This is a genomic window from Moraxella nasovis (assembly GCF_022701215.1).
Classification (GTDB): Bacteria; Pseudomonadota; Gammaproteobacteria; order Pseudomonadales; family Moraxellaceae; genus Moraxella; species Moraxella nasovis.
Window position 1 is genome coordinate 1550683 of record NZ_CP089976.1, and the last position, 26259, is coordinate 1576941.

The 26259-nt window shown below is 42.4% G+C and carries 27 protein-coding genes and 2 tRNA genes; 19 read left to right on the top strand and 10 right to left on the bottom strand.

From position 1 onward, the window contains the following. Positions 1 to 130 precede the first annotated feature (130 nt). A complete protein-coding gene (locus tag LU293_RS07580) occupies positions 131 to 850 on the bottom strand; it encodes a Bax inhibitor-1/YccA family protein (protein ID WP_242746990.1) in 720 nt (239 codons plus the stop codon). A gap of 176 nt (positions 851 to 1026) precedes the next feature. Between LU293_RS07580 and LU293_RS07585 the strand changes: the two genes are divergently transcribed. From LU293_RS07585 to LU293_RS07610, 6 genes are all read left to right on the top strand, one after another. After that, positions 1027 to 2046 carry an NAD(+) kinase gene (locus tag LU293_RS07585; protein WP_242746992.1) on the top strand — a complete coding sequence of 340 codons (1020 nt, stop codon included), beginning with the start codon at positions 1027 to 1029 and terminating at the stop codon, positions 2044 to 2046. Continuing rightward, positions 2043 to 2336, top strand: coding sequence for a YeaC family protein (locus LU293_RS07590; RefSeq protein WP_242746995.1), 294 nt, complete (start codon positions 2043 to 2045; stop codon positions 2334 to 2336). The genes LU293_RS07585 and LU293_RS07590 overlap by 4 nt, the downstream gene beginning before the upstream one ends. 106 nt (positions 2337 to 2442) lie before the next feature. Then, positions 2443 to 2766 (top strand): type II toxin-antitoxin system RelE/ParE family toxin, encoded by a 324-nt coding sequence (locus tag LU293_RS07595; RefSeq protein WP_242746996.1) that lies wholly within the window; start codon positions 2443 to 2445, stop codon positions 2764 to 2766. Beyond that, positions 2763 to 3065, top strand: coding sequence for a helix-turn-helix domain-containing protein (locus tag LU293_RS07600; RefSeq protein ID WP_242746998.1), 303 nt, complete (start codon positions 2763 to 2765; stop codon positions 3063 to 3065). Before LU293_RS07595 ends, LU293_RS07600 begins: the two co-directional genes overlap by 4 nt. A 744-nt stretch (positions 3066 to 3809) precedes the next feature. Further along, on the top strand, positions 3810 to 8102 hold the full coding sequence (locus tag LU293_RS07605; RefSeq protein WP_242747000.1) for a YadA-like family protein: 4293 nt from the start codon (positions 3810 to 3812) through the stop codon (positions 8100 to 8102). Between the two features lie 72 nt (positions 8103 to 8174). Continuing rightward, a complete protein-coding gene (locus LU293_RS07610; protein ID WP_242747003.1) occupies positions 8175 to 9134 on the top strand; it encodes an OmpA family protein in 960 nt (319 codons plus the stop codon). A 99-nt stretch (positions 9135 to 9233) separates the two neighbouring features. Here the strand turns inward: LU293_RS07610 and LU293_RS07615 are convergent, their stop codons facing one another. Next, positions 9234 to 9617, bottom strand: coding sequence for an SCP2 sterol-binding domain-containing protein (locus LU293_RS07615; RefSeq protein WP_242747004.1), 384 nt, complete (start codon positions 9615 to 9617; stop codon positions 9234 to 9236). Between the two features lie 568 nt (positions 9618 to 10185). On the opposite strand from LU293_RS07615, the gene ccoN reads away from it, so the two are divergent. From ccoN to ccoP, 4 genes are read left to right on the top strand one after another with little or no spacing between them, the layout of a single operon-like run. Beyond that, entirely contained in the window at positions 10186 to 11679 is a 1494-nt protein-coding gene (gene ccoN, locus LU293_RS07620) for a cytochrome-c oxidase, cbb3-type subunit I (RefSeq protein WP_242747007.1), read from the top strand. 12 nt (positions 11680 to 11691) lie between these two features. After that, entirely contained in the window at positions 11692 to 12330 is a 639-nt protein-coding gene (gene ccoO / locus LU293_RS07625) for a cytochrome-c oxidase, cbb3-type subunit II (protein WP_242747009.1), read from the top strand. Then, on the top strand, positions 12330 to 12503 hold the full coding sequence (locus LU293_RS07630) for a cbb3-type cytochrome oxidase subunit 3 (protein ID WP_242747011.1): 174 nt from the start codon (positions 12330 to 12332) through the stop codon (positions 12501 to 12503). The genes ccoO and LU293_RS07630 overlap by 1 nt, the downstream gene beginning before the upstream one ends. Further along, a complete protein-coding gene (ccoP, locus tag LU293_RS07635) occupies positions 12500 to 13570 on the top strand; it encodes a cytochrome-c oxidase, cbb3-type subunit III (RefSeq protein WP_242747013.1) in 1071 nt (356 codons plus the stop codon). Before LU293_RS07630 ends, ccoP begins: the two co-directional genes overlap by 4 nt. A gap of 189 nt (positions 13571 to 13759) precedes the next feature. Here ccoP and LU293_RS07640 read toward each other — a convergent pair whose 3' ends face one another. Then, positions 13760 to 14719: a hypothetical protein gene (locus LU293_RS07640; protein ID WP_242747015.1), complete on the bottom strand. Its 960-nt coding sequence runs from the start codon at positions 14717 to 14719 to the stop codon at positions 13760 to 13762. Between the two features lie 189 nt (positions 14720 to 14908). Between LU293_RS07640 and LU293_RS07645 the strand changes: the two genes are divergently transcribed. Further along, positions 14909 to 16150: a lipoprotein-releasing ABC transporter permease subunit gene (locus LU293_RS07645; RefSeq protein ID WP_242747018.1), complete on the top strand. Its 1242-nt coding sequence runs from the start codon at positions 14909 to 14911 to the stop codon at positions 16148 to 16150. A 6-nt stretch (positions 16151 to 16156) separates the two neighbouring features. Then, on the top strand, positions 16157 to 16837 hold the full coding sequence (lolD, locus tag LU293_RS07650) for a lipoprotein-releasing ABC transporter ATP-binding protein LolD (protein WP_242747021.1): 681 nt from the start codon (positions 16157 to 16159) through the stop codon (positions 16835 to 16837). A 199-nt stretch (positions 16838 to 17036) separates the two neighbouring features. Here the strand turns inward: lolD and LU293_RS07655 are convergent, their stop codons facing one another. Then, positions 17037 to 17648 (bottom strand): DUF2062 domain-containing protein, encoded by a 612-nt coding sequence (locus tag LU293_RS07655; protein ID WP_242747023.1) that lies wholly within the window; start codon positions 17646 to 17648, stop codon positions 17037 to 17039. A gap of 190 nt (positions 17649 to 17838) precedes the next feature. Between LU293_RS07655 and orn the strand changes: the two genes are divergently transcribed. Continuing rightward, on the top strand, positions 17839 to 18432 hold the full coding sequence (gene orn / locus LU293_RS07660) for an oligoribonuclease (protein ID WP_242747026.1): 594 nt from the start codon (positions 17839 to 17841) through the stop codon (positions 18430 to 18432). 47 nt (positions 18433 to 18479) lie between these two features. Here orn and LU293_RS07665 read toward each other — a convergent pair whose 3' ends face one another. From LU293_RS07665 to LU293_RS07680, 5 genes are all read right to left on the bottom strand, one after another. Then, entirely contained in the window at positions 18480 to 18812 is a 333-nt protein-coding gene (locus tag LU293_RS07665) for a DUF3144 domain-containing protein (protein WP_242747031.1), read from the bottom strand. Between the two features lie 245 nt (positions 18813 to 19057). Continuing rightward, entirely contained in the window at positions 19058 to 19246 is a 189-nt protein-coding gene (locus LU293_RS07670; RefSeq protein WP_242747034.1) for a hypothetical protein, read from the bottom strand. A 138-nt stretch (positions 19247 to 19384) separates the two neighbouring features. Next, positions 19385 to 19516 (bottom strand): hypothetical protein, encoded by a 132-nt coding sequence (locus LU293_RS09860; RefSeq protein ID WP_256462107.1) that lies wholly within the window; start codon positions 19514 to 19516, stop codon positions 19385 to 19387. A gap of 370 nt (positions 19517 to 19886) precedes the next feature. Next, entirely contained in the window at positions 19887 to 21053 is a 1167-nt protein-coding gene (gene metK / locus LU293_RS07675) for a methionine adenosyltransferase (protein WP_242747037.1), read from the bottom strand. A gap of 301 nt (positions 21054 to 21354) precedes the next feature. Next, positions 21355 to 22527 (bottom strand): MFS transporter, encoded by a 1173-nt coding sequence (locus tag LU293_RS07680; protein ID WP_242747040.1) that lies wholly within the window; start codon positions 22525 to 22527, stop codon positions 21355 to 21357. A 142-nt stretch (positions 22528 to 22669) separates the two neighbouring features. On the opposite strand from LU293_RS07680, the gene LU293_RS07685 reads away from it, so the two are divergent. The 6 genes from LU293_RS07685 (at position 22670) to secB (ending at position 25450) form a co-directional block, all read left to right on the top strand. Continuing rightward, positions 22670 to 22760: transfer RNA gene (locus LU293_RS07685), tRNA-Ser, on the top strand. A gap of 26 nt (positions 22761 to 22786) precedes the next feature. Continuing rightward, positions 22787 to 22877 (top strand) — tRNA-Ser (locus LU293_RS07690). 133 nt (positions 22878 to 23010) lie between these two features. Then, positions 23011 to 24123 carry a ribosome small subunit-dependent GTPase A gene (gene rsgA, locus LU293_RS07695; protein ID WP_242747043.1) on the top strand — a complete coding sequence of 371 codons (1113 nt, stop codon included), beginning with the start codon at positions 23011 to 23013 and terminating at the stop codon, positions 24121 to 24123. A 69-nt stretch (positions 24124 to 24192) separates the two neighbouring features. Next, entirely contained in the window at positions 24193 to 24612 is a 420-nt protein-coding gene (locus LU293_RS07700; RefSeq protein ID WP_242747045.1) for a rhodanese-like domain-containing protein, read from the top strand. Positions 24613 to 24702: 90 nt separating this feature from the next. Further along, the gene (grxC, locus tag LU293_RS07705) at positions 24703 to 24963 is read left to right on the top strand and encodes a glutaredoxin 3 (RefSeq protein ID WP_242747047.1); all 261 of its coding nucleotides are present in this window, start codon (positions 24703 to 24705) and stop codon (positions 24961 to 24963) included. 31 nt (positions 24964 to 24994) lie between these two features. Further along, positions 24995 to 25450, top strand: coding sequence for a protein-export chaperone SecB (gene secB, locus LU293_RS07710; RefSeq protein ID WP_242747049.1), 456 nt, complete (start codon positions 24995 to 24997; stop codon positions 25448 to 25450). 103 nt (positions 25451 to 25553) lie between these two features. Here secB and LU293_RS07715 read toward each other — a convergent pair whose 3' ends face one another. Then, a complete protein-coding gene (locus tag LU293_RS07715) occupies positions 25554 to 26240 on the bottom strand; it encodes a YdcF family protein (RefSeq protein WP_242747051.1) in 687 nt (228 codons plus the stop codon). Positions 26241 to 26259: the final 19 nt, after the last annotated feature.

The following is a 26259-nucleotide window of genomic DNA, read 5'->3' on the forward strand; positions in this document are numbered from 1 at the left end:
CTGCCATGAATTTTTTAAGTCAAGATAAGCTAAGATTGGGACAAAATTTGATAATACCACCCAAATAAAAGCTGCCAATCATTGACAGCTTTTTATGGATAGTATTTAGTGGATAGCGTTTAGCGAGTGCTTAGTCTTGCAGATAGCCAATCAAGCGTAAAAACTCAATATACATCCACACAAGCGTTGATAAGATACCAATGCTAAACACCCACTCATATTCACGAGCAATGCCATAATGTACGCCTTTATCAATGTTATCAAAGTCAAGCAATAAGCTAAAAGAAGCAATCAGCGTGACAAAGACGCTAAAGCCAATGGCAATCAGACCACCATCAAATAATAACGGCAGGCTTGAGCCAAAAAAATGAAAGCCAAGTTGCACTAGATATAAGATACCGATGGCGATAACAGCCGACATGATGATAGAGCGAAACTTCTCAGTTACCTTAATGACGCCAGTCACATACAGCGACAGCATGACGGCAGCGGTGATAAAAGTTGCCGCTAGGGCAGATAGTGGCACAGATGGGTATATGCGATACATAATCACGCTAAACGCACCGATTAGCACACCTTCAACGAGTGCATACGGCACAGCTACCGTCTTAGCCAGATGTGGCTTAAAGGCACTAACTAGCCCAAGCCCCATACCCACAAATAACGCCACTAAAGCGATGGGGTACAGCATACTTGGGCTGATACCACCCATCAAAGCATAAAAAAACGTCCCAAAGCCTGCCACGCTTGCTAAGGCGAGTAAAAATGCACTTTTATGCACCACGCCATCGACGCTCATTGGTACAGTGCCGACCTTAAGCTCAGTACGACTTATGATAGGGTTTGCCATAATCATTCCTGTTGTCTAATTAGATTTCCTTAATTATTGAAAAACTTAGTAATTTTGTCAAGTGAAGTTTTGTTATCGGTGGTGTTTTGGGCTGATTTTGATTGTGTTTGTGGTGGTTTTTTTGTATCATACGCTTAAATTTATGCTGTTAAAGCACCTTTAAAGCACCTTTTTTTATGTCAAATTTCACGAACAATCACCCAAAACGAGATAAATTTAAAAAAATCGGTCTGATGGGGCGTGCTGGCAAGTCCAGCGTCGTTACCACGCTAAATGAACTCATTGCCTTACTGATGGGGCGTGGGCTGTCTGTTATCATTGATACAGATACAGCAGCTATTGATGGCATCTTAATTGACTTTGATGAAGTAGATGGCGATAAGCTAAAGATTGTCCCACGCCAAAGGATTGGCGAGCATTGCGATTTTGTTATCGTGGTGGGGGGTGATGGCTCTATGCTTCAGGCGGCAAGCGTTCTGGCAGGGACGGATGTACCTGTGCTTGGGGTGAACCGTGGGCGGCTTGGTTTTTTGGCAGATGTCAATCCTGATGAGCTGTCTTTACGGATTGCCCAAGCATTAGATGGGGAGTATTGGCTTGCTGAGCGTTTTTTGATTCAGTTTCGCATTGTCCAAAATGACAAAAACGGCAACCCAACCGAGAACGTCATTCATGAAGACATTGCCTTAAATGACGTCGTGCTACACGCAGGCAAATCGGTGCATACGATTGATTTTACCCTAAAGATTAACGGCTTAGATGTCTATCGCCTACACGCTGATGGGCTAATCATCGCCACACCGACAGGCTCTACAGCCTACTCACTATCTGCAGGCGGGCCTATCATTCACCCTACGATTGACGCCATTAGTCTTGTGCCTATGCACCCGCACACACTATCATCTCGTCCGCTGGTCGTGGCAGGAGCAAGCCAAATCGCCATTAACGTCCATAAAGATAACCGCACCCAGCCGATGGTCGGAGCAGATGGTAAGGCGTCCGCCCCACTTGAGAGCGACCAGACCCTACTCATCGCCAAGTACGATAAGACCTTATTACTGCTACACCCACCAGGGTATAACTTTTATAAGGCGTGCCGCACTAAGCTAAACTGGAACGCATTTAGCGATGAATTTGCCCTAGATAGTGATAAAGCAGACGAAGATTGCACAAAACCACACGAGAAGACGACATGAATAAACACGATATCCTAGCCCATCTCACCCCTGACATTGTCGCCAAATTTCGCACCGCCATCGAGATTGGCAAATGGGAAAATGGCGAAAAACTTACCGATGAACAGCGTCAGACCTGTATGCAGGCAGTGATGGTGTGGGAGCATGAGTATCTACCTGTACACGAGCGTACAGGCTATATCGCCAAGCCAAAAGACGATAAAGGTAACACCATAGGCGAGGCGTGTGATGTGGAGCATGAACACCACTACCCAAATCTAAATACTGAGCAGGTGGTAAAATTTAAGTAGTGTCTAGTTAAAAGCATAAAACGCGTTAGGTACATAATCTTAAAATTAATTTGCAAATCATCACACATAGTATTATAATACAAAGTATCATAAATGAGATAACGCCATGTACACACTAAAAGAAACCGCTATTTATTCCAAAATGGTCAATGCTTTATTTACCCAAGATGAACAAGAGCAGCTACATATCTTTATCGCCCAAAATCACGACAACGGCGATGTTATCCCCCATAGTGGCGGCTGTCGCAAAATCCGTTATGCTCGCACAGGCATGGGTAAGCGTGGTGGCGTACGAGTAATTTATTATAACCAGTTAGATGATGGCGTGATAAATTTGCTTTTAGTCTATGCCAAAGCCAAAACCCAAAATATCCCAAGTCATATCCTAAAACAAATTACAAAAGAGCTAAACAAAGGAGTTCAACCATGATTGATTTAGACACCACTAACATTGCTACGCATGAGTTCACAGGTGAAGAGATTGGCGAGCTGCTTTTGGCAAGTGTAAAACAGATGAAGCAAGGCGAATTTGCCAAGGTTGTTAGTATCCCAAGCACCATTCGCCAAGAAGTCGGATTATCCCAAAGCCAATTTGCTAAGGCTCTTGGCATTTCGGTGAATACGCTTAAATCATGGGAGCAGGGGCAGCGTCAGCCCAGTGGCAGTGCTCGTGTACTACTTACCCTACTTGCTCGTCGTCCTGAGCTGATTAAAGAGCTAGCCACTTAAGTTACACGCTTGTGATAAGCATGAATGCTGATAAGTCATCTAGTGTCGTGGGCGATGCTCTACTAGCCCACCTATCTACTAGCACGCCTTTCTAGCCTTGCGTTACAGATTACGCCTTAAGATAAGGTTTTTTGTCTTTTTGTGGCAAGCCTAACACCAATCTTAGTCATTAAAATTGCTTGTAGGTTGGGTGAAAGTTGACACCGAGCATTTAAAGGCGTTGGGTGTCGCTTTTAGATGTGTTATGACTTATACATAAGATACCAAGCTTTGCCTTAGTTGATGTATCAGGGCTATCCTTATTAGACAGCTATATCAATTCCCCACAAAAATTGTCAATGTGTGTGCTTTAAAATCATTATGTAACTTTATGTATATAAAACGCTAATTTATGTATTTTCTATAGCATACGCTTGATTTAGTATATATAATATCTCATGTAAAACTAAACTTAAAATAAATCTAAACTAATTAGCCCATCATATCCCCTTACGCCACACCCATAAACCTTGTATAAAATCGGGGGGGGGAGGGGGTGATTTTGTCAAATATTAATTTGTATAGACAAATTTATCTATTTGCATAATAAATTATCTTTTTGACCGTTGTTGTCTTAGTATGGCTGCCTTTATCTTGATAACAAAGGTTGCTACAGCCTTGATAATGACCAGTGTATTAATGACTACTGTATCAATAACCACTGCATTGATGAGCTAATTTAGTCAGACCATAGAGAGTATCTACATGAATAAAATTTACAAAATCGTTTGGAATTCTGCCACCGCCACATGGACGGTCGTCTCAGAGTATGCCCGTGGTAAGGGTAAGACTAAGTCTGCCAAAAAACTCGCCTTAGCTGTTGCCACCACCGCAATGCTATCAGGCACAGCGATGGCACAAGCATCATCCGCTGTCAAAACAGACAATCAAACCATCAAAGTAAATCAAGATGGCAACATCGCTGCCATCACAGGGGGCTTAACACCCCTAGAAGAAACGAACGACCGAGGTACGCAGTTCCAAAATGCAGGGGGCGGTGGATCAGCATTAATGACTGTTGGGAGCGTAGCGACTGCATTAAATAGCATGAAATTAGGTGTAAAAGCCGAAGCCAATGGCGGTGCCGCCACAGGTAATGAAAAGACTGCCCACATCACTCTAGCGGGTACTATCTTGCGACTAAAAGCAGGTGAAGGTATCAAGATTGACCAAGCTAATAGAGACACCAGTTTTACTTTCTCTACCATACCTGAGCCACGCCGTCTGCTAAGTAATAACCCAGATAATGGCGTCGTCTCTGCAAACACACCAGATTTAAAACTGCCCGAAAACCTACAACCGCTCGATGAGTTAAAAACTAAGGTGGATGAGGCGACGGGTCCTAAACTAAATAGATTAAAACCTCAATTTTGGGATAAGGCAATTGACTATGTCAATACATTGCCCCTAGCAGAACGACCTGAAAATTGGGCTAACTTAAATGAAGATGATCAGGCAGTTGCGGCAGAGGAATTGGTCAGACGTAAACTTGCCGATGAAAAAGCCAAGATTGCCGCGGCAAAACAAGGTCTGGATAATCAGCTAACCACCGCCGCAACGGTTCGAGACGCCATCAATAATTCAGGTTTTCTTGCCACATCAAGCAAGTCTGAGGGCGGAGAGATTGATGAGGCGAACAAAAAAGATCATCTCATCAAAACAGGTGAGACACTCACCCTAGATGCTGGCAAAAACATGAAAATCGTCCAAAAAGACGGTAAGTTCACGTTCGCCACCAAAGCTGAAGTTGAGTTTGATAAAGTCACCTCAAAAGAAGTTGTTGTGCCAACAAAGGATGAAGATAACCCAAATGCTGCTCCAATCACCATCAATAAAGACGGTATTAAAGCAGGCAACAAAGCAATCACCAATGTAGCTGGCAACCTAGCTGGAGCAAAAGAAGGTACCCAAGCACCGACGATAGTTGGTACTGCCCCTGCTGATAAAGACACCATCAAAAACAACGCAGCCACTGTGGGCGATGTATTAAATGCTGGGTTTAACCTAAAAGTTAAAAATGGTAATACAGCAGCACAAGAAAAAGACTTTGTTACCGCTTATGACAACGTCATCTTTGCTGATGGCAGTGGCACTATTGCAAGTGTAGTGGTTTCAGATGAAGGTAAAACGTCTACCATCAAATATGATGTCAATGCTGGCGATGGTATCGAAGTTGTGGACGGTAAAGTTAAGGTTAAACCAAAAACCGAAAACAATAAAAACGTCAGCGGTCTAATTGTTGATACCAATGGCGTTAGTGTGAATGTGGATAACAGCACTATCACAATAGAAGATGGCAAATTAAAAGCTAACTTCAAAGATACTGATACTAACAACATCACTACTTTGGCTAATGGCAATCTGACTACGGTGAAAGACTCTGGTACAGATGGCAACCACGCCTATGAAGTTAATGTTACCACAGCTGACATCACGTCTGATCCAGCTACAGGTGCTATCACCGCCCCAAAAACTGACGGTGTGGCAACCGCTATCAATGTAGCGAATGCAATTAAAAATGCAGGTTTTAAACTGACATCATCAGCTGAAGGCGGTGAGAAAGACACAGGTTCAATAGCTAATCCTGAAATCATCAACCCTGCTGACACAGTAGAAATGGTTGCAGGCAAAAACCTAACTGTTAAGCAAGAGGCGAACGGTAAGATTACCTATGCCACTAAATCTGAGGTTGAGTTTGATAAAGTCACCTCAAAAGAAGTTGTTGTGCCAACAAAGGATGAAGATAACCCAAATGCTGCTCCAATCACCATCAATAAAGACGGTATTAAAGCAGGCAACAAAGCAATCACCAATGTAGCTGGCAACCTAGCTGGAGCAAAAGAAGGTACCCAAGCACCGACGATAGTTGGTACTGCCCCTGCTGATAAAGACACCATCAAAAACAACGCAGCCACTGTGGGCGATGTATTAAATGCTGGGTTTAACCTAAAAGTTAAAAATGGTAATACAGCAGCACAAGAAAAAGACTTTGTTACCGCTTATGACAACGTCATCTTTGCTGATGGCAGTGGCACTATTGCAAGTGTAGTGGTTTCAGATGAAGGTAAAACGTCTACCATCAAATATGATGTCAATGCTGGCGATGGTATCGAAGTTGTGGACGGTAAAGTTAAGGTTAAACCAAAAACCGAAAACAATAAAAACGTCAGCGGTCTAATTGTTGATACCAATGGCGTTAGTGTGAATGTGGATAACAGCACTATCACAATAGAAGATGGCAAATTAAAAGCTAACTTCAAAGATACTGATACTAACAACATCACTACTTTGGCTAATGGCAATCTGACTACGGTGAAAGACTCTGGTACAGATGGCAACCACGCCTATGAAGTTAATGTTACCACAGCTGACATCACGTCTGATCCAGCTACAGGTGCTATCACCGCCCCAAAAACTGACGGTGTGGCAACCGCTATCAATGTAGCGAATGCAATTAAAAATGCAGGTTTTAAACTGACATCATCAGCTGAAGGCGGTGAGAAAGACACAGGTTCAATAGCTAATCCTGAAATCATCAACCCTGCTGACACAGTAGAAATGGTTGCAGGCAAAAACCTAACTGTTAAGCAAGAGGCGAACGGTAAGATTACCTATGCCACTAAATCTGAGGTTGAGTTTGATAAAGTCACCTCAAAAGAAGTTGTTGTGCCAACAAAGGATGAAGATAACCCAAATGCTGCTCCAATCACCATCAATAAAGACGGTATTAAAGCAGGCAACAAAGCAATCACCAATGTAGCTGGCAACCTAGCTGGAGCAAAAGAAGGTACCCAAGCACCGACGATAGTTGGTACTGCCCCTGCTGATAAAGACACCATCAAAAACAACGCAGCCACTGTGGGCGATGTATTAAATGCTGGGTTTAACCTAAAAGTTAAAAATGGTAATACAGCAGCACAAGAAAAAGACTTTGTTACCGCTTATGACAACGTCATCTTTGCTGATGGCAGTGGCACCACGGCTAGCGTGGAAACAGACGGTAAAACTTCTACCATCAAATATGATGTCAATGCTGGCAATGGTTTAGAAGTAGGCACTGATGGCAATCTAACTGTTAAACCAAAAGCAAAAGGCGGTATTACTGTCGATGGTGATGGCGTAAGTGTGAATGTTGATAACAGCACTATCACAATAGAAGATGGCAAACTAAAAGCCAACTTTACCGACACCAATACAGTAACGACCTTGTCTGATGGTAATCTAACTACTGTGGTAGACACACCTGAAAATGGCAACCACGCCTATAAAGTTAATGTTACCACAGCTGACATCACGTCTGATCCAGCTACCGGTGCTATCACCGACCCAAAAACTGACGGTGTGGCAACCGCTATCAATGTAGCGAATGCAATTAAAAACTCAGGCTTTAAACTGACATCATCAGCTGAAGGCGGTGAGAAAGACACAGGTTCAATAGCTAATCCTGAAATCATCAATCCTGCTGACACAGTAGAAATGGTTGCAGGCAAAAACCTAACTGTTAAGCAAGAGGCGAACGGCAAGATTACCTATGCCACCAAAGATGATGTGAGCTTTAATAGTGTTAATATTGGCGATGCACAAGTAACACTAACTAGCAATATAAATGAGCAAGATGGTGGGCGTGAATTGTCTGTTGGTACTAAAACTTCACCAACTCGCATTACCAATGTTGCACCAGGCATCAATACAACTGATGCAGTCAATGTAGGTCAGCTAAATCATATGGCGAACATGATTAACAATCGTATTGGCGATGTTGAGAATAATGCTAATGCAGGTGTTTCATCATCAATGGCGATGGCAACTTTACCACAAGCCTATATCCCAGGTAAGTCAATGCTGACAGGCGGTATAGCAAGCTATAATGGTCAAGGTGCAGTTGCAGTTGGTTTCTCAAAACTATCTGACAATGGTCGCTGGGTCTTAAAGATGTCTGGCTCTGCTGATACCCAAGGTAATGCGGGCGGTGCAGTCGGTGCAGGCTTTCACTTTTAATTAATCAATCCAGTTGTAAAGATGTGGTACAATGCCATATCTTTACATAAAATTTTAATCTAAGGATTACATATGAAAAAACTAACTGCTCTAAGTGCGTTAAGCATTGCCGCTTTTGCCTTAACAGGCTGTATGGGTACTAAGGCGATTAGCCAAAATATCACAGAACAAGGCACGATCGCAGCTGAGGACATCTACTTTCCTAAGCTAGATAGTGCATGGCAAAAAGATGGTCAATTCCCAAACCGTGAAAACCTATCAAAAATTCGTGCGGGTGTGGCAAAAGATGAGTTATATCAGCTTATTGGTCGTCCGCATTTTAACGAAGCAAATAAAGCTCGTGAATGGGACTATATCTTAAAGTTTCATCGCCCTGATGATAGTGTACAGGTTTGTCAATATAAAGTTATCTTTGATAAAGATTACCGTGGTCAAGAGTTCTACTGGCTACCTGCTGACTGTGCTGCATACGCAAAACCACCAGCAACCCCAGCACCTGTGATTGTTCATCAGCCTGCACCACCGCCTGTGATTATCCATCAGCCTGCACCACAACCAACCCCAATCGTTAATGAGCGTATTCGTCTAGAGGCAGATGCACTGTTTAAGTTTGATAAATACAAGCTAGAAGACATGCTTCCTGCGGGACGCGCAACGCTTGATGAGCTTGCTGTTAAGCTGCTTGATTGGCAAAGCCGTGGCGACAGTCGCATTCAGCTTGTAGGTCACACCGACCGCTATGCCAGCGAAGAATATAACCAAACGCTGTCAGAACGCCGTGCGATGACAGTGCGTAATTACTTGGTTAGTAAAGGCATTAATCCTACTACCATCACTGCAGCAGGAGCAGGTGAGCTTCAGCCACTACCAGAAGTAGTCTGTAGCACAACTGCACCAAAACAAGAGCAAGTTCGCTGCTTACAGCCAAACCGCCGTGTAGAAGTGGCTGTGCAGGTGTATGCCAGAACTGAGAATGGCTCTCAGTTAATTGAGATGGATAAGCAATATAATAATTTTAACCAAGCTCAATAATCCATAAGACAAAAGACCCCTTGCTATACGGCACAGGGGTTTTTTTATGTCTTAAGCTAAATAAAAAATACCATTAATAACGTCTTTTGGTGAAAGGCTTTAGGTAAATTCTGTCATTGCTAAAATCTGTCCATATAAGGCTTTTTGTTCTTGGCTTGGCTTGGCTGACTGCAGTGCCATGACAGATGTCATATCCCCGTGTACTCGGATTTTACCTGTCATAAAAGCTTCAATCGCAAGATTTGTATCTTTGGTTTTGATGATTTGGTTGAGTGTATCGCCATCAATTGTAATACTGCTTGTGGCATTTTGAGTTAGACCCTGATAAAGCTTACCATTTTTTAGGTGAAGATCGGCATTAGTGCCTGTAACGGTGACGTTAATGATGAGATTTGATAAGCTAGGCGGTAGATTTAGTTCGCCTGCAGATTCATTAAGCTCATCAATTTGATTAAACCAAGCTTGACTTAGAAATTTTGCCATGTGAAATATAAACTCTTTAATGGAAGATTAGTATTTTATTATAAGCCAAAAATCAATAATAGGGTGTAGTTTTTTAAAACATCTATTAGGATGGGTAGCTTTCATCAAAAAGATTGCCATTTAAGCATTAAATAAAGCATTTAAATGGTGCTAGGTGTGTAAGTTTTATCAAAAAATTGCAAAATGCAGTAAATTTTTGACGTTTTTTTTACAAAACATGGGGGAAAAATTACATTTGTGTTGTATTGTGTTGTATAATATAGGGTGAAAATTGAAAGTAATACCACATTGTCATTGTGGATTTAGACATAAAAGGACTAAAAGTCGCTTTTATCGTTATAGTAATGCAAGCCAAGCCATCAAAGCATCATCTTAATTAGATGGTCAAGCAAGCAAACAAAAAATCATCAGCACTGCCGTTCATTGCTATTTGTTTACTTGTGAGCTAGATTGTAGGCAAGGCAAGTCATTAAAACCAATTAAAATTAATAAATAGTTCATTCACTTGCGACATTTCTTGTAAGAAGAATGAAACACAAATAAATCGGGCTGCACAGGAAACTATCCAATGAGTCTATCTAAAACAGCATTAGCTCCGATTAACATTGACCATGAATACGAAATCACTATCGTGCGTTTTTTCACCATCATGGCAGTTATTTGGGGTATTATCGGCATGGCTGTGGGCGTATTTATCGCATCTCAGCTTGCATGGCCGGTACTCAACTTTGACACCGCTTGGCTATCATTTGGACGCCTAAGACCGCTACATACGAATGCGGTGATTTTTGCGTTTGGTGGTTCAGCACTTTTTGCAACTTCGTATTACATCGTACAGCGTACATGTAAGACTCGACTATTTGCACCTTATCTTGCTTGGTTCACCTTTTGGGGTTGGCAAGCGATTATCGTATCAGCAGTTATTACTTTGCCTTTGGGGATTACTTCTGCCAAAGAGTATGCTGAGCTTGAATGGCCGATCGACATCGCCATTGCATTAGTATGGGTATCTTATGCCATCGTATTCTTTGGTACGTTAATGAAGCGTAAGACTTCCCATATCTATGTAGCAAACTGGTTTTTTGCGGCATTTATCATCACCATTGCTTTGCTTCACATTGTTAATAACCTAGCCGTTCCTGTGGGATTTTGGAAAGCATACTCCCTATATGGTGGAGCGACTGATGCGATGGTTCAGTGGTGGTATGGACATAATGCGGTAGGTTTCTACTTAACGGCAGCATTCTTAGGTATGATGTATTACTTCATTCCTGTTCAGATTGGTCGCCCTGTGTACTCGTATCGCTTATCTATTGTTCACTTTTGGGCATTGATTGCATCATATATGTGGGCAGGTGGTCACCATCTACACTATTCAGCACTGCCTGACTGGACTCAGTCTTTGGGCATGGTGTTCTCATTAATCCTATTTGCACCATCTTGGGGTGGTATGATTAACGGCGTGTTAACTCTATCTGGTAGCTGGGATAAGTTACGTACAGACCCAATCATCCGTTTTTTGATTGTGGCATTGTCATTTTATGCGATGAGTACCTTTGAAGGTCCGATGTTGTCTATCAAGGCGGTGAACGCTATTAGCCATGACACAGACTGGACAGTAGGGCACGTTCACTCAGGTGCGTTAGGTTGGGTTGGTATGATTACCATCGGCTCTATCTATGTGCTATTGCCACGTATTTGGAATAAAGCCAAAATGTACTCAACAAACCTAATCACAGTACACTTTTGGCTTGCAACAACAGGCACAGTGCTTTATATCGTTGCGTTATGGATATCTGGTATTACCCAAGGTATGATGTGGCGTGCGACTAACTCAGACGGTACTTTGTCTTATGACTTTATCCAGACTGTTGTGGTATCGCATTGGCCATTCGTTGTTCGTGCGTTAGGTGGCTTGCTTTATGTTAGCGGTATGCTGGTGATGGCTTATAACTGTTATAAGACCATTCAGATGCCAAGCATACCTGAGCCAATCGCTGAGCCTGATGAAGTGAATACTGGTAGTGACGAAGTGTTTGACAACGACACTGTCAAGGCTTAAAGGGGGAGAGTCATGTCAAATATTACTCACGAAATTGTTGAGAAAAATACAGGTTTACTCGTTACTTTCATCGTTATCGCCATCAGCTTTGCGACATTGGTTGAAATTGTTCCGTTGATTTTTGACCGTAATGCACCAGAAGAAGGCGGCGTAAACAAACCGCTACCGAATATGCGTCCTTGGACGGCTCTTGAGCTTGAAGGTCGTGATATTTATATCCGTGAAGGTTGCCACGTTTGCCACACACAGATGGTTCGCCCACTGCGTGCAGAAGTGGAGCGTTATGGACCTTATAGCCGTGCTGCTGAGTCAGCATGGGATCACCCATTCTTATGGGGCTCTAAGCGTACAGGTCCAGACCTTGCCCGTGTGGGTGGTCGTTACTCTGACCAGTGGCACGTTGACCATCTCACCAACCCACGTTCGGTTGTTCCTGAATCGGTGATGCCATCTTATCCTTGGCTTGCTACAAGCGAAGTAGATGGTGCGAAAGTTCAAGCAAAAATGCGTGTCTTTAAAGACCGCTTTGGCTTGCCTTATACCGAAGCAGATATTGAGGCGGCACCAGACCAAGTACAAGGTGCAACAGAGCTTGATGCTGTCGTTGCTTACCTACAACAACTTGGTATTGCCATGAAAGGTCAACGCTAATGAATTGGGGCGTTTTGCATAGTATTGCGACCGTATTGGCAGTGATTGCTTTTTTCGGCATCGCATGGTGGGCATACTCACCAAAAAATAAAAAACGCTTTGAAGAAGACGCACAACTTGTGCTTGATGATATTACCGTATCAAAAAGCAAGCACACTAAGGATATACAATGAGCTTTTTTTGGGGTTCTTGGATTACCGTCCTGTCGCTAGGCTGCTGGTTATTTATCTTCGGCGTACTGATATGGACACTAAAATCCAAGCCTGTCTTAGAAGAAGATGAAACGACAGGGCATTCTTACGATGGTATCCGTGAATATGATAAACCATTACCAAAATGGTGGTTGGTCATCTTCTTTGGTACATTGATTTGGGGTCTGGGCTATTTTGTTCTATTCCCATCTATTCAGCCAAATGTTTGGAAAGGTGTTACAACCGTTGAAGTTGATGGTCAAGCCGTGCCTTGGACATCAGAAAATGAACTAAACAGTCAGCTGCAAGCCAACAATAAAGTGTTCATAGATAACTTTGAACAAGGTATTTTGGTAAATGCAGGTGCAACAGGTGCAACAGCCATCTTGGCTAAATTGAATGATTTAGAAGCACAGCAACGTGCAAGCCAAACTCCTTCTAAAGAAATTCAAGCACAAATTGATGAGCAGTTAAAAGCACTAGCTCCTTATGTAGATAAGCTTGCTACCGACCCTGAAGCTCAGAAAGTTGGTAACAGACTATTCCTACAAAACTGTGCATTATGTCACGGCTCCAATGCTAAAGGTACAACAGGCTATCCAAACCTAACAGATAATGATTGGCTGTACGGTGGTGAAGCAGAAAATGTACTGACCACGATTCATAATGGTCGTGTAGGTGGAATGCCAGCTTGGCAGCAACAATTGGGCGAATCAGGTGTTCGTGCCGCTGCTGAATATGTGTTATCAATCTCTGGCAACCAAAATGGCTATGAGCTAAACCAAGAGCAAGTAAACCAAGGCAAGGCAATCTTTGATGCCAACTGTGTATTATGTCATGGTGAAGATGCTAAAGGTATGGTTGCAATGGCAGCTCCAAACTTAACCGATGATATCTGGTTGTTTGGCGGTGAGCGTGAAGTCATTAGAGAAACAATCCGTAACGGTCGTTCTGGCGTGATGCCTGAGTGGGCAAGTAAGCTTGGTAATGAGCGTGTTATGCTTCTTGCAGCTTATGTGCGTTCACTATCACAAAACCCAGCAGAATAATCCTTATTCTGTCATAAAAAAAGACCCCAACGATTTGGGGTCTTTTTTTTATTATGCAATTTTTAGTTGATGGCACATGTGTAAACTTTTGCATGGTTAAGCTTGTGGTGATTGCCATGAGTGATGACTGACAAGAGATGGGTTGATCAATAAAAAAGGCGTTAATAATACGCCCTTTTGATAATCTAGTTAAGCGGTTTGATTGTCAGTGTAGATGGCAGCTTGTAGCCAGATATTAGCTTGGATATAGTCGTGGACTTGAATTTTTGCGGTATCTTTGGTGCTTATAGCAGCGATGCGTACGACTAATGGCTGAGCATCTGGTTCACGTAAAATGACGACATCAAATAACGTAATGTCTTTATCAAAGGCTTTGGTTTGGCTAATGCCTAGCACCTGACCTTGGCACCACGCTTCATCTTCTTGACCGAAAGTTTCGCCAAATAAATAAATACAGCTATGCCCAAGATTTATCTCCACAGGTGCAAGCGGTTCGCCTTCTTTGATGTCGCTTGGTTGCCATTGACTGATTTGAGCTTCGATATCATCAGGTACTGTACCACCATTTGCACTAACGATATCATTAAAAGCACGGTGATAGCGGATAGCGTCTTGATCTTCGACTAAAATGGATTCGTTTTTATCGCTTGGTGCGATATGATATGCCCACGCACTAAAATTTACAAAATAATCAGTATACGCATCGTAGCTGTTGGCATTGATGGCGTGCAGCTGATCAAAGGCATAAATGGTTGCACCATCTGGTGTCTTTAGGCGTAAGATGGCATCAGTGGTTTTTGCACAGCTAATCACACGCTCAATACGGCAGGTTAGTCCGTAAGGTCCATCAACAGCTGGAAAGGCATTAATGAATGCTTCAGGCTTGCCATCTTTCATGCTCAGCACTTGTTTGGTGTGGCAGGTGTCGTTTGTCGCTAATAATAAGTGGCGATTTTGGGTGCTATTTACCCCAAGTCCTGAGGGTAAGGCGGCTTTTTCGATCATCTGCCCAAGCCATCTTGGTACGTCTGTATTAATGTCGCTTGTGAGTATTGCCCAATGGTCGCCATGACTTGCATTTTTATCGCATGGCAAATCAATGCGTGTCGGAGCTTGTCTATGGTGATAAGTATAATGTTGTGTTGTCATGATGAGTGCTTATTGATTTGGTTAAGGTGTAAAATATAACGTATCGTGATTTATGCTGTCTTAAATAGGGTGAAAATGTGAAAAATCAAGCTAATGCATTATTTATCACTGTGAAAATATCAAATATCACCACTTTTAGGAAAAATGGTGTAAACTATTGGGTTAGTTTTGACAAGCTGTAGGAAGTCTATGTTTCGCCCATTGTCGCTGTTTATTGGACTTCGGTATACTCGTGCCGAACGTAAAAATGGCTTTATTTCGTTTATCTCTCTTATCTCGATGATTGGTCTGACGCTTGGCGTTGCTGTGCTGATTACTGTCTTGTCGGTGATGAATGGCTTTGATCGTGAATTAAAAACACGTATTTTAGGTATGGTGCCACAAGCAACGGTAACTGCAGCAGAAGTCATTCCTGACTGGAAACAGCTGGCAGATGAGATTAAAGCACAAGACCAAAGCGTGGCTGCTGTTGCCCCTTTTATCACTTTACAAGGTATGATTACTGCCAATGGGCAAGTGGCGGGCGTCGTTGTGTCAGGGGTAGAGCCACAATACGAAAAAGAAGTCTCAGTGATTGATAATCATATGACATCAGGCTCTCTTGATGGTCTTAAAGCAGGCGAGTTTGGTATCGTGCTTGGTGAGAGCTTGGTGCAGTCGCTAGGCGTGGGTATCGGTGAGCATATCACATTGGTGCTGCCAGAAGCGACACCATCTATTGCAGGGGTGATACCACGATTTAAGCGGTTTACGCTTGTGGGGACATTTAAGATTAGTCCAGAGCTTGATAATGTTATGGGTTATGTTGCCATGCGTGATGCTGGGGTGATGCTTCGTTTGCCAGAGGGGGCTCAAGGCATCCGTATGCAGATGAAGGATATTTTTAAAGCACCATCGGCAGCGATTAACGCATCTATGCTAGATAGCAGACTAATGCCAAGCGACTGGACTCGCACGCATGGTAATCTATTTAGTGCCATTCAGATGGAAAAGGCGATGATTGGCTTGCTGTTATTTTTAATCGTTATTGTTGCTGCCTTTAACATCGTCTCAAGCCTTGTCATGCTGGTAACAGATAAGAAGTCAGACATTGCCATCTTAAAGACGTTTGGGGCATCACCCAAGCTAATTATGCAAGTATTTATGGTGCAAGGCATGATTATTGGGGTGATTGGCACAGTGCTAGGTACTGTCTTAGGGGTGACGCTTGCTTTGACTGTTAATGATATCTTGGTGTTTATCAGTTCAGTGTTTGGCATTAGTCTATTTGATTCAAGTGTGTATTTTGTTGATTATTTACCATCTCAAGTGAAGCTGATTGATGTATTGATTATCGTGAGTGCGTCTTTTTTACTGAGCTTTTTAATGACGATTTATCCTGCACTGCGAGCTTCTCGCATTGCTCCTGCACAGACGTTGCGTTATGAGTGATATGCCATGAGTATTATTTTACAAGCCAATAATATCAGTAAGGTTTATGCCGAAGAAAAAATCAGCACAACTGTTTTGACAGGGCTTGATTTGACGGTCAAGTCAGGAGAGAAAGTTGCCATCATCGGCACAAGCGGATCGGGAAAATCAACATTACTGCATTTGCTTGGCGGATTAGACACTCCTACCACAGGCGAGGTTTGGCTAAAAGGTATTTGTCTAAATCACCTAAATGAGACTGAGCGAGGGCATTTGCGTAATGAGCATTTAGGTTTTATTTATCAATTTCATCATTTGCTTGCTGAGTTTACTGCTACTGAGAATGTCGCTATGCCGTTACTCATGCGGGCTGATATATCGGTAAAAGAGGCACGTAGCCGAGCAAATGCATTGCTTGATAAGGTGGGACTATCCCATCGCACGCACCACAGACCTAGCGAGCTGTCAGGTGGCGAGCGTCAGCGTGTGGCGATTGCTAGGGCGTTGGTGACACAGCCTGCACTCGTTTTGGCAGACGAGCCGACAGGGAATTTGGATGATGATAATGCTAAAGCGGTGTTTGATTTATTATCTGAGCTACAAAGCACGCTAGGCACGGCACTGCTTATGGTAACGCATGACAGAAATTTGGCGAGTATGGCAGACAGACAGCTTGAGATGCGATCAGGTGCGTGGGTGAATCGCTAGGATTATCGTGTCAATCGGCGTGTAGTAGATTTAGGGCTAAATGGAGTTATTATATGCGGCATAGCCGTCTGAGTAATGATTAGATGGGTATAACTTAAGCACTGCTCTAAAAAGCGGAGTATCTGTGATGATTTTATGCCAGTTTTAGAGTTGTCAGACGGCAACTCTTTTTGTATTGGTAAATTGGCAATCAGGCAAGTTATTTGTGCTTGGCTGTTTTTGTGTCGTAGTGATTTTTTGGTTCAAAACCTTGAATATTAGTATTGTAGCCAGAACGTTTTTGCCACTGCTTGACGATATGATATCGCCAAAAAACTCGAAATAACAAGCCGGCGATGACGCTAGAAACCACAGCACAGATGATTAATCCCAATAAAAACGCATGCAGCGAGAAAGAAGTGTGGGCAGCTAGTGGGTTGATGTCTTGATTGGTGAACCACTGTGCCATGTCAGATAAAATATGCTTAATGGTGCGCACTCCAATCATAGGTTCGCCTAAGATATATGCACCAACAGAATAAGCAAACCACACCACAGGAATGGCAGTTAAAGGGTTGGTTATCCATGTTAGGGCGACCGCCATGGGTACATTGGCACGCAGCAGTAATGCACCAAGCACAGCAAGCGGCATTTGCCCTGGCAAAGGAAAAAAAGCACACAGTATGCCAACATATACCGCACGCTCAAGTGAGTTACGGTTCATATGCCATAAACGAGGGTCGGTTAAAAATGGTCCAAACCATCCAATAATGCGATTTTCGCGTAGCTTTTCTGGCGAGGGTAGCCATGCTTTAAGTTTTTGTTTTGGCATAACTATCAAATGTTCAAATATTTGCTATTATATATTAAAAATCGTTATCTATACTAATTTTTATTGATAAATAACTGCTCGTTAGAGTGGTTTTTATGTTTAATTTGTGTAACTTGCCTTAAAATAAGATAAATTGTGCTAAAATAAGTCTTATATTTTAAACCACAATATAACAATTTAGTAAGTGATTATGACAGATAAACTAAAAATTCAACACCCAAAACCCACCAAAAAACCCACCAAAAAAGCACTCATTTGGATTGACCTTGAAATGACAGGCTTAGATACGATGACAGATGAGATTATTGAGATTGCCACCATCGTTACCGATGATAATCTGAACATCTTGGCAGAAGGTCCTGTTTTTGCCATTAAAGTGCCAGATACTGTGCTAAATAGCATGGATGACTGGAATAAAAAACAGCATGGGCAGTCAGGTCTGGTGGATCGCATTCGCAGAAGTACGATTACGCTTGAGCAGGCAGAACGTGAAACGATAGAGTTTTTGTCAAAATGGTGTGATGCAGGCGCATCACCAATGTGCGGTAATTCTATCTGCCAAGACCGTCGTTTTTTGGCAAGGCAAATGCCAAAGCTTGAACGGTTTTTTCATTACCGTAATTTAGATGTATCAAGTGTTAAAGAGCTTTGCTATCGCTGGCGACCTGATGTAGCAAGTGGTTACCAAAAAGGCGGTACTCATTTGGCGTTGGACGACATCAGAGATTCCATTCGTGAATTGCGACATTATCGTGAGCATTTTTTTAAGTTGCTTGATGGCTAAACATAAAAACTGGCACAAATTAAGTGCCAGTTTTATTTTATGTAGGATTATTTGCCTAAAGCGGTGTATTTATCGAAGTTTTTGATGTAGTCATCTAGGTTGTCACGAAGCATTTGTTCGTATTGCTTGGTATAAAATTTAACGATGTCTTCTTTTTCTTTGGCAAAATCACTTGATTTGACAAAGCCAATGCTCGCAGCTGATACCGCAAATCGAGCCGCTGCATAGGTGAGACTGGCTGCCACTTGACCTGAGTGCGAGTTTGGCGATAGTTGTGAGTTGGCAAGCATAATCACGCTGTCTGCTCGCTCAAAAAAGGCGTTGGCATCAGCGGGGAGTTTGGCGGTGTTGTTGGTAAGTTGTTCGTTTAAGGTTGTCATGGTATAGCTTAATCTAAAAAGCCCCATTATAGCACAAAGATAAATTTAATCATTGACTTGTAGCAATAAAAACTGCGATTTTGATAAATTGCAATTAAAATACAATCAATCTTTAAATAACAGTTGTTTAAAAATTGTTTGCCAGCTAATTTTGCTTATATTGGTTAACATCATATCTTTATAGTGATAAAGAGTTATTTTAAAAAGTGTGGCGTTAAATTGAAATTTTAGGGCTTTTTATGACCCTATTCATTAGACATTAGGTCATGTAAGATGCCAGCAAACCCCATAGGATTTTCCCAAGACATAAAATGCCCAGCATTTTTGATAATGGCAATGTTTACGCCGTGAGTCATCAAGGTATGATAATCATCATCAGGCAGACTGTTTTTGCTAAAAATATAGGTTTTTGGTGCGTCTAATCGGCATAGCAACTCTCGCCACGAAGGTTCAATGCCTTTTACTAAACTCTCAGCATTTTTAAATAAAGCATAAGGGGTATAATTTTGTAATGAACCTGCCCAAGGCGTGCGGGTATCTCTTAATAACTGCTTATAGCCGTGATTAATAAACTATTCTTCACCTTGGCTGCCAATGTGCTTACTAAATACACCACCGCCCATATCCAAATTGCATTCAGAAACGATCAATCCTGCTATGTTATTACAATTGTTTGCCACTTCAATGGCAATACTGCCACCCATGCTATGCCCGTATAAATAAAATGACGGTAATTATAAGTGGCAAACAAGCTCAATCACAACTTTGGCATTATCTGTTGTAGAATAACCAAAATTTAAAGGTTTATCGCTAAATCCACCCCTATTAAATTCAGTTAAAATACACCGCCTTTTATCAAAATTAGGCTATGCAACGACCGTAGGGTATTCAAATGAAGACGCACAGCCAATCATGAATAAATATACAAGGTGCTTTGTCTTTAATATGAGTATTTAAATCAAAGTATCGCAATTTGGCATTTGTCACAGAACTAAAAAATTCATTTATGTATTATTTCCAGTCATGAAACGCATAAGGGGCAGTCATCATGCCCCTTATCTTTTGCAAATAACACTACCAATTGGCGTCTGCTTTTAATGCGTCCACTTTATCCACTTTTTCCCAAGTAAAGGCATTGTTCGAGCCTGCACGCCCAAAATGTCCATAACTTGCGGTCATCTCATACATGGGTTGTAGTAGGTTTAGCATGCGAGTAATGCCATAAGGACGCAAATCAAAGTGCGTGCGAATCAAGCGAACGATGTCAGCATCGCTAATTTTACCTGTATTGAAGGTATTAACCGAGATAGAAGTCGGCTCTGCCACACCGATGGCGTAGCTAATCTGCACTTCACAGCGATCTGCAATGCCTGCCGCTACGATGTTTTTAGCGACATAACGACCAGCATAGGCAGCACTTCTATCTACTTTGCTTGGGTCTTTTCCGCTAAATGCACCACCGCCATGACGAGCCATACCGCCATAAGTATCCACGATAATCTTACGACCTGTCAGACCTGCATCACCCACAGGACCACCGATGACAAATTTACCTGTTGGGTTGATGTGATAAAGCGTATCTTTATGCAGTAGTTCGCTAGGAATCACCTTTTTGATAATCTCTTCAATAACCGCTTCTTTTAGGTCAGTCTGACTAATGTCTGGGTCGTGCTGAGTAGATAGCACCAGTGCGTCAATGGCGATGGGCTGATGATTGTCATCATAACGCAAGGTAACTTGTGCCTTAGCGTCAGGGCGTAACCAAGTTAAAGTACCGTTTTTGCGAAGTTCGGCTTGACGTTCCATAAGACGGTGCGACAGCTGAATGGGTGCTGGCATAAGCACATCGGTTTCGTTCGTAGCATAGCCAAACATGAGACCTTGGTCACCTGCCCCTTGATCTTCTGGACGTTGTCTGTCTACGCCTTGGGCGATTTCTGGCGACTGCTTGCCAATCATGTTGATGATGGCACAGCTACCGCCATCAAAGCCTAAATCGCTGTGGTTGTAGCCGATTTTATTGACAGTATCACGCACGATACGTTCTACATCAATGTTAGCGTGAGTGCTAATCTCACCTGCTAGTACCACAGCCCCTGTTTTTACAAGGGTTTCGCACGCTACACGAGCGTCCTTATCTTTAGTTAAAATAGCATCAAGCAAAGCATCAGAAATCTGATCTGCCATCTTGTCAGGGTGACCTTCTGAGACGGATTCTGAGGTAAATAATTGATAATTCATGAGTAAATCGCTTGTTAATAGTGGCAATGCAAGCTAACGACAAAAATAGTGTACTTGCAAAAAGTGAATAATATTTATGGTATAACCAAATTCAAAAGAAAAATGCGTGAATTTTGGTGGCTTTTTTAGGCTTTACAAAATGACATGATGTCAAACACGCACGAAAGATTTAGGAGGCGTTATAATGTTAAACGCACCTAGATATTTGGGGGAGAATTATAAATTAAAAACGCTTAAAATGCTAATGAATAATTTTCATAATCTCATGAAAATCAAGCATGAAGCGACATCACTATATCGGTTAGTGGCTTTTTAGTAAGCCAAGTGCGACCATTAAAGCAGTCGCTTGGGCTGCTAAAATTAATAACACCGTTCCAAGCCAGCTGCCTTTGGCATACGCAATGGCACACGCCCAAGCACCAATGCTACCACCACCATAGTAGCCCATGTAATATAGCCCACTAGCTAAACTTCGTCCTTCGCTGACATGACTGCCGATGTAGCTTATCGTGGCTGATTGTGTGATGAACACGCCTGTGGACATAACCACAAGACCTAAAATAATAATATAAAGTGGCGTGGCAAGCGTTAATGCCATGCCTGCCATTGAGAATAACACTGCTATGATGATGGCACATTTCATGCCAAATCTTACAGTAATCTTGCTTGTCAGTGGCGTAATCACCATGCCGATAAGATATAACGAAAAAATATTTGCAAGACCAGACGCACTTAGCTGATAAGGAGCATCTGCTAGATGTAAGTTAATGAAAGTAAAACAACCGACAAGCGAAAACAGCACACAGCCACCCAAAAGACAAGCACTCATGACGTGGCGGTTTTTGGTGTGAGATAATAAGATGCTAAAGGCAGAAGTTACATTATGACTGCGAATAAAATGCTGCGAATTTGGCAACAGCTTTAATGCCCAAATCGCCCCAATAAAAGTAAGCAATGCCATGGCCAAAAAGCCTGCTCGCCAGCCGATTATCTCGTGCAAATGCCCCGCCAAAAACCGCCCGCTAAAACCGCCTAGCACTGTGCCAGAAACGTATAAGCTCATCATTTGGGGTAGGTGCTTGGCATATTCTTCTGAGATATAAGCGATGAGTACGACAGTAATGCCAGGAACGAACAGCCCTTGTAAAAACCGCCAAAATGTCAGTTGTTCTGCATTTTGGCTAAATCCAAGTAAGGCGGTCGGTACAGCAAGTAAAAACAGCGATGAGACGATGAATCTTTTACGCCCAAAGGCGTCTGAAAGCATACCCATAAAAGGCGACATTAATGCCACGGCAAAAACCGTCGCTCCAACTGCAAGCCCAATAGCCACTTCGCTTGCGTGTAGCTGTGTCATTAAGATGGGTAAGATTGCTTGAACAGAATATACTTGTAAAAATGCAAAAAACCCAACCATGGCAATGGTGCATTTTTGGGCAAGTGTGGGGGCTTGGCTGATGATGGGTTTTGGCATGATGTGGCGTGCGATTTGGTTAAATCTGATATTCTAGCATGAAAAATGACAAGAGACTATCACGACATCTACCTGCTGCAACCGAAATTTTTTTTATAAATTGCTTGCATTTTACCAAAAATGCTCTATAATACCTGCCTACGGAAGCTTGGCAGAGCGGCTGAATGCACCGGTCTTGAAAACCGGCGTGGGTTTGTAGCCCACCGAGAGTTCGAATCTCTCAGCTTCCGCCACATATCTTATCGTAATTCCCTTTTTAGGAAGCTTGGCAGAGCGGCTGAATGCACCGGTCTTGAAAACCGGCGTGGGTTTGTAGCCCACCGAGAGTTCGAATCTCTCAGCTTCCGCCATTATTTATGACGGCACTATTTGGTGCTGCCGTAATCAAGAACCGTCTATTTATGGGCGGTTTTTTGTGCTTGGTCGTTTGTGAATTCTATAAAAGTAGGCTACAATACGGCTTTCATCTAATAAATCTACCATATGTCTTTAATTCGCCGTCGTAAACTCACCAAAAATCAAGCCCGCCAAATCCAAAAGAATCAAGATGCACCGATAGACGAAAGTAGCTTGGCTACAGGCGTTGTGGTGTCTCACTTTGGCAAGCAGCTTGCCGTGCAGATTACTAAGCTGCCAGAGCAAATGCCTGCATTCCCTAAAACTAACATAAAGATTTTTAAGAACACTGATGAGAATGCTGATAAGCCGACATCGATTTGTATTGGCGATGTGTGGCGATGTCATGCACGCACCAATTTACCTATGTTAGCAGCAGGTGATGTGGTGAAGATTAGCTTTGATACGACGGCAGGGACAGGGCGGATTGAGATGCTTGAGCCAAGACATACGCTCATCACACGCCCAGATCGCTACCATAAAGTCAAGCCTGTGGCAGCGAACGCTGATGTATTGGTGATTGTTTTTGCACCACTACCTAAGCCTGCTGTGAATCTGATAGACCGCTATTTATTAGTAGCGCGCACATTTGGTGTAGAGCCGTTACTTGTGCTAAATAAGGCAGATTTATTGGCAGAAGCACCAGAATGCCAAGTCATTTATGATGAATATGAGCAGCTTGCAAAAAAATACGATTTTGACATTATTCAAACATCAAGCATAGATGGGCGTAATCTTACCGAACTAAAGACAAGGATTGATGGTAAAATTGCCATATTTGCAGGACAATCAGGCGTGGGTAAATCTAGCTTAATTAATCAGCTTTTACCATACGCCAAGCAGTCCACGAACGTCATTTCTGAAGGCTCAGGCTTAGGTCAGCATACCACGACCACAAGCCGATTGCTTGCTTATGACAGCACTAATCTTAATAAGGGCGGTATTATTGATACGCCGGGTATCCGTGAATATGGCGTCTGGCATTTGTCAGCAGATGATGTGCTGGCAGGCTTTGATGAGCTGATGGCGTTAAATGGCGAGTGTCAATTTAGAGACTGTAATCACCATGAGAACGCAAAAGGCTGTGCATTTTGGCAAGCAGCTAAAGCAGGTCAAGTGTTGCCACGGCGAATTGAAAGCTTAATTGAGATGACTAAAGAAGTGAAAATTGGCACAAGCGTGAAACTTTCAACAAAATAACACCCATGCTGATGACAAATTTGGTTATTTTGTTATAATGATAGATTATTTTAAGTTTTGGAGATAGCTTTGGAGCGTTGGCTGACATTTATGGGGAATCACCCTGTACTCTTTGGGATTTTGTTTGTACTGATTATTGCGTTTTTTATGGTTGAAAGTAAACGTAGCGGTAAGAAAGTACCACCAAATGAGCTGGGTCTATTGGTGAATAATCATCAAGCAAAAATCATAGACATCCGCCCTGCAAATAAGTTTGCCACAGGGCATATCTCTGGCAGTCGTAACATTGCATTTACTGCCATTAAAGACCATCTAGAAGAACTTCGTGCTATCAAAGAGCCGCTGATTATCGTCTGTGATATGGGTGTGCAGGCAGGTGCTGCAGTGGCAATGATAGGAACGCCTAATGCCATGCGACTTGAAGGCGGTATCAATGGCTATCAAGCAGCGGGTTTACCATTAGTTGGCATAACAAAAACCAAAAAATAAGCAAATGAGTATGGTGATTGGCAATTTTTAAGTGACTTGAAATTAACAAAATTGCCCTTATAAATGTACCAATACACATCGGAGAAAGACATGCAACCTGTTACATTATATATCAAAGAAACTTGCCCATACTGCATCGCAGCAAAACAGCTACTTGATGCAAAAGGCGTAAATTATACCGCTCACAGCGTGTTTGACCTAACCGAACAAGAGCGTGCAGAAGTCGCCAAAAAAACCAACAATTACCGTACTGTACCACAGATTTTTATTGGTGAGCAGTTTATCGGCGGTTTTGATGATATGCGTAAACTTGATAGCAAGGGCGAGTTAGACCGCCTACTAAACGCTTAATAATATTTATATTTAACTTAGGAGAATAATCATGGCAGAACAACAAAGCCCACAACTTGGTCTTGAGCGTATTTATGTAAAAGACATCTCTTTTGAGGTGCCAAGTGCGGAAGTTTTCACAAAAGAATGGCAACCACAGCTTGATGTAAGCGTCACCACCACAAGCAATGAGCTTGATGAGGATCATAAAGAAATCGTGTTGTCAGTTAGTGTTACTGCCAAAAACAGCGGTAGTACAGCTTTTATCGCAGAAGTTCAACAAGCAGGCATTTTCTTATTGCGTAATATTCCAGAAGCGGACTTGCCACACTTACTACAAGCCTACTGCCCAAATGTGCTATTCCCTTATGCTCGTGAAGTAATCAGCGACATCGTAAACCGCGGTAGTTTCCCACAGCTGCTACTTGCTCCTGTAAACTTCGACCAAGCATTCCTACAAGCTCAAGCTGAGTTACAAAACGAAGAGTCTAAGCAAGCAGACGCTTAAATCTTTGTAATTGTATAAATTTGTAGTTTTATAAAAAAGCAGCGATTGATTCGCTGTTTTTTTTATTTGTTTTATTTGGTCTGGCCTGTTATTGATGGCATTATTAGAAAGTCTTAAGCACTCGCCTTGGCGTGTTGATTTGTTGTATTGTGATTTCATCAGCACGGCGACAGTTGTCTTGGGGTTTTGTGATATCACGGATTAATGCCACCACTTCATAAATAGCCCGTCTAGAGTGAATAAGATTAGCCTTAGGGTCAAGCCATGTGATCGGCTTAGATAGTGGTGCGTTATAAGCTAAGGTCTGTACACCGACCTTGGCAAACTGACGTCTTGCTCGTGCCATATGATAGCGATCGGTTACTAAATATATAATTTTTGGTAAATGGTGGTGGGTGAGTAGTTCGTTGGTAAAGATGGCATTTTCACAGGTATTCATGCTAGCATTATCGCTGATGATATGAACAAAGGAGCGGCTTTGGCTTTGTAGATAGTCCACAAGCCAAGGCGACTCTACACCACTGGTGATGATAATCGGCTTTGTTGGCGTGTTATTGTATAAGTTAAGTGTGCTGTCTGCTCGGCTTTGGCTAAAGTGATTTAGCTCAATGATGGTGCGATGATGATCGTTATCATATACTGTGTATTTTGACAGACCGCCGCCAAGCACGACAATTATCGATGGCTCAGTGCTGGGTTTTTCTAGGCTTAGGCTTGAGAATGCAGACAGTCCAAATGCCACCACATGTGAAAACAAAGGCGTAAACACCGAAAAGGCGATTATTATCATGCCAAAAGCTAGCTTTAGC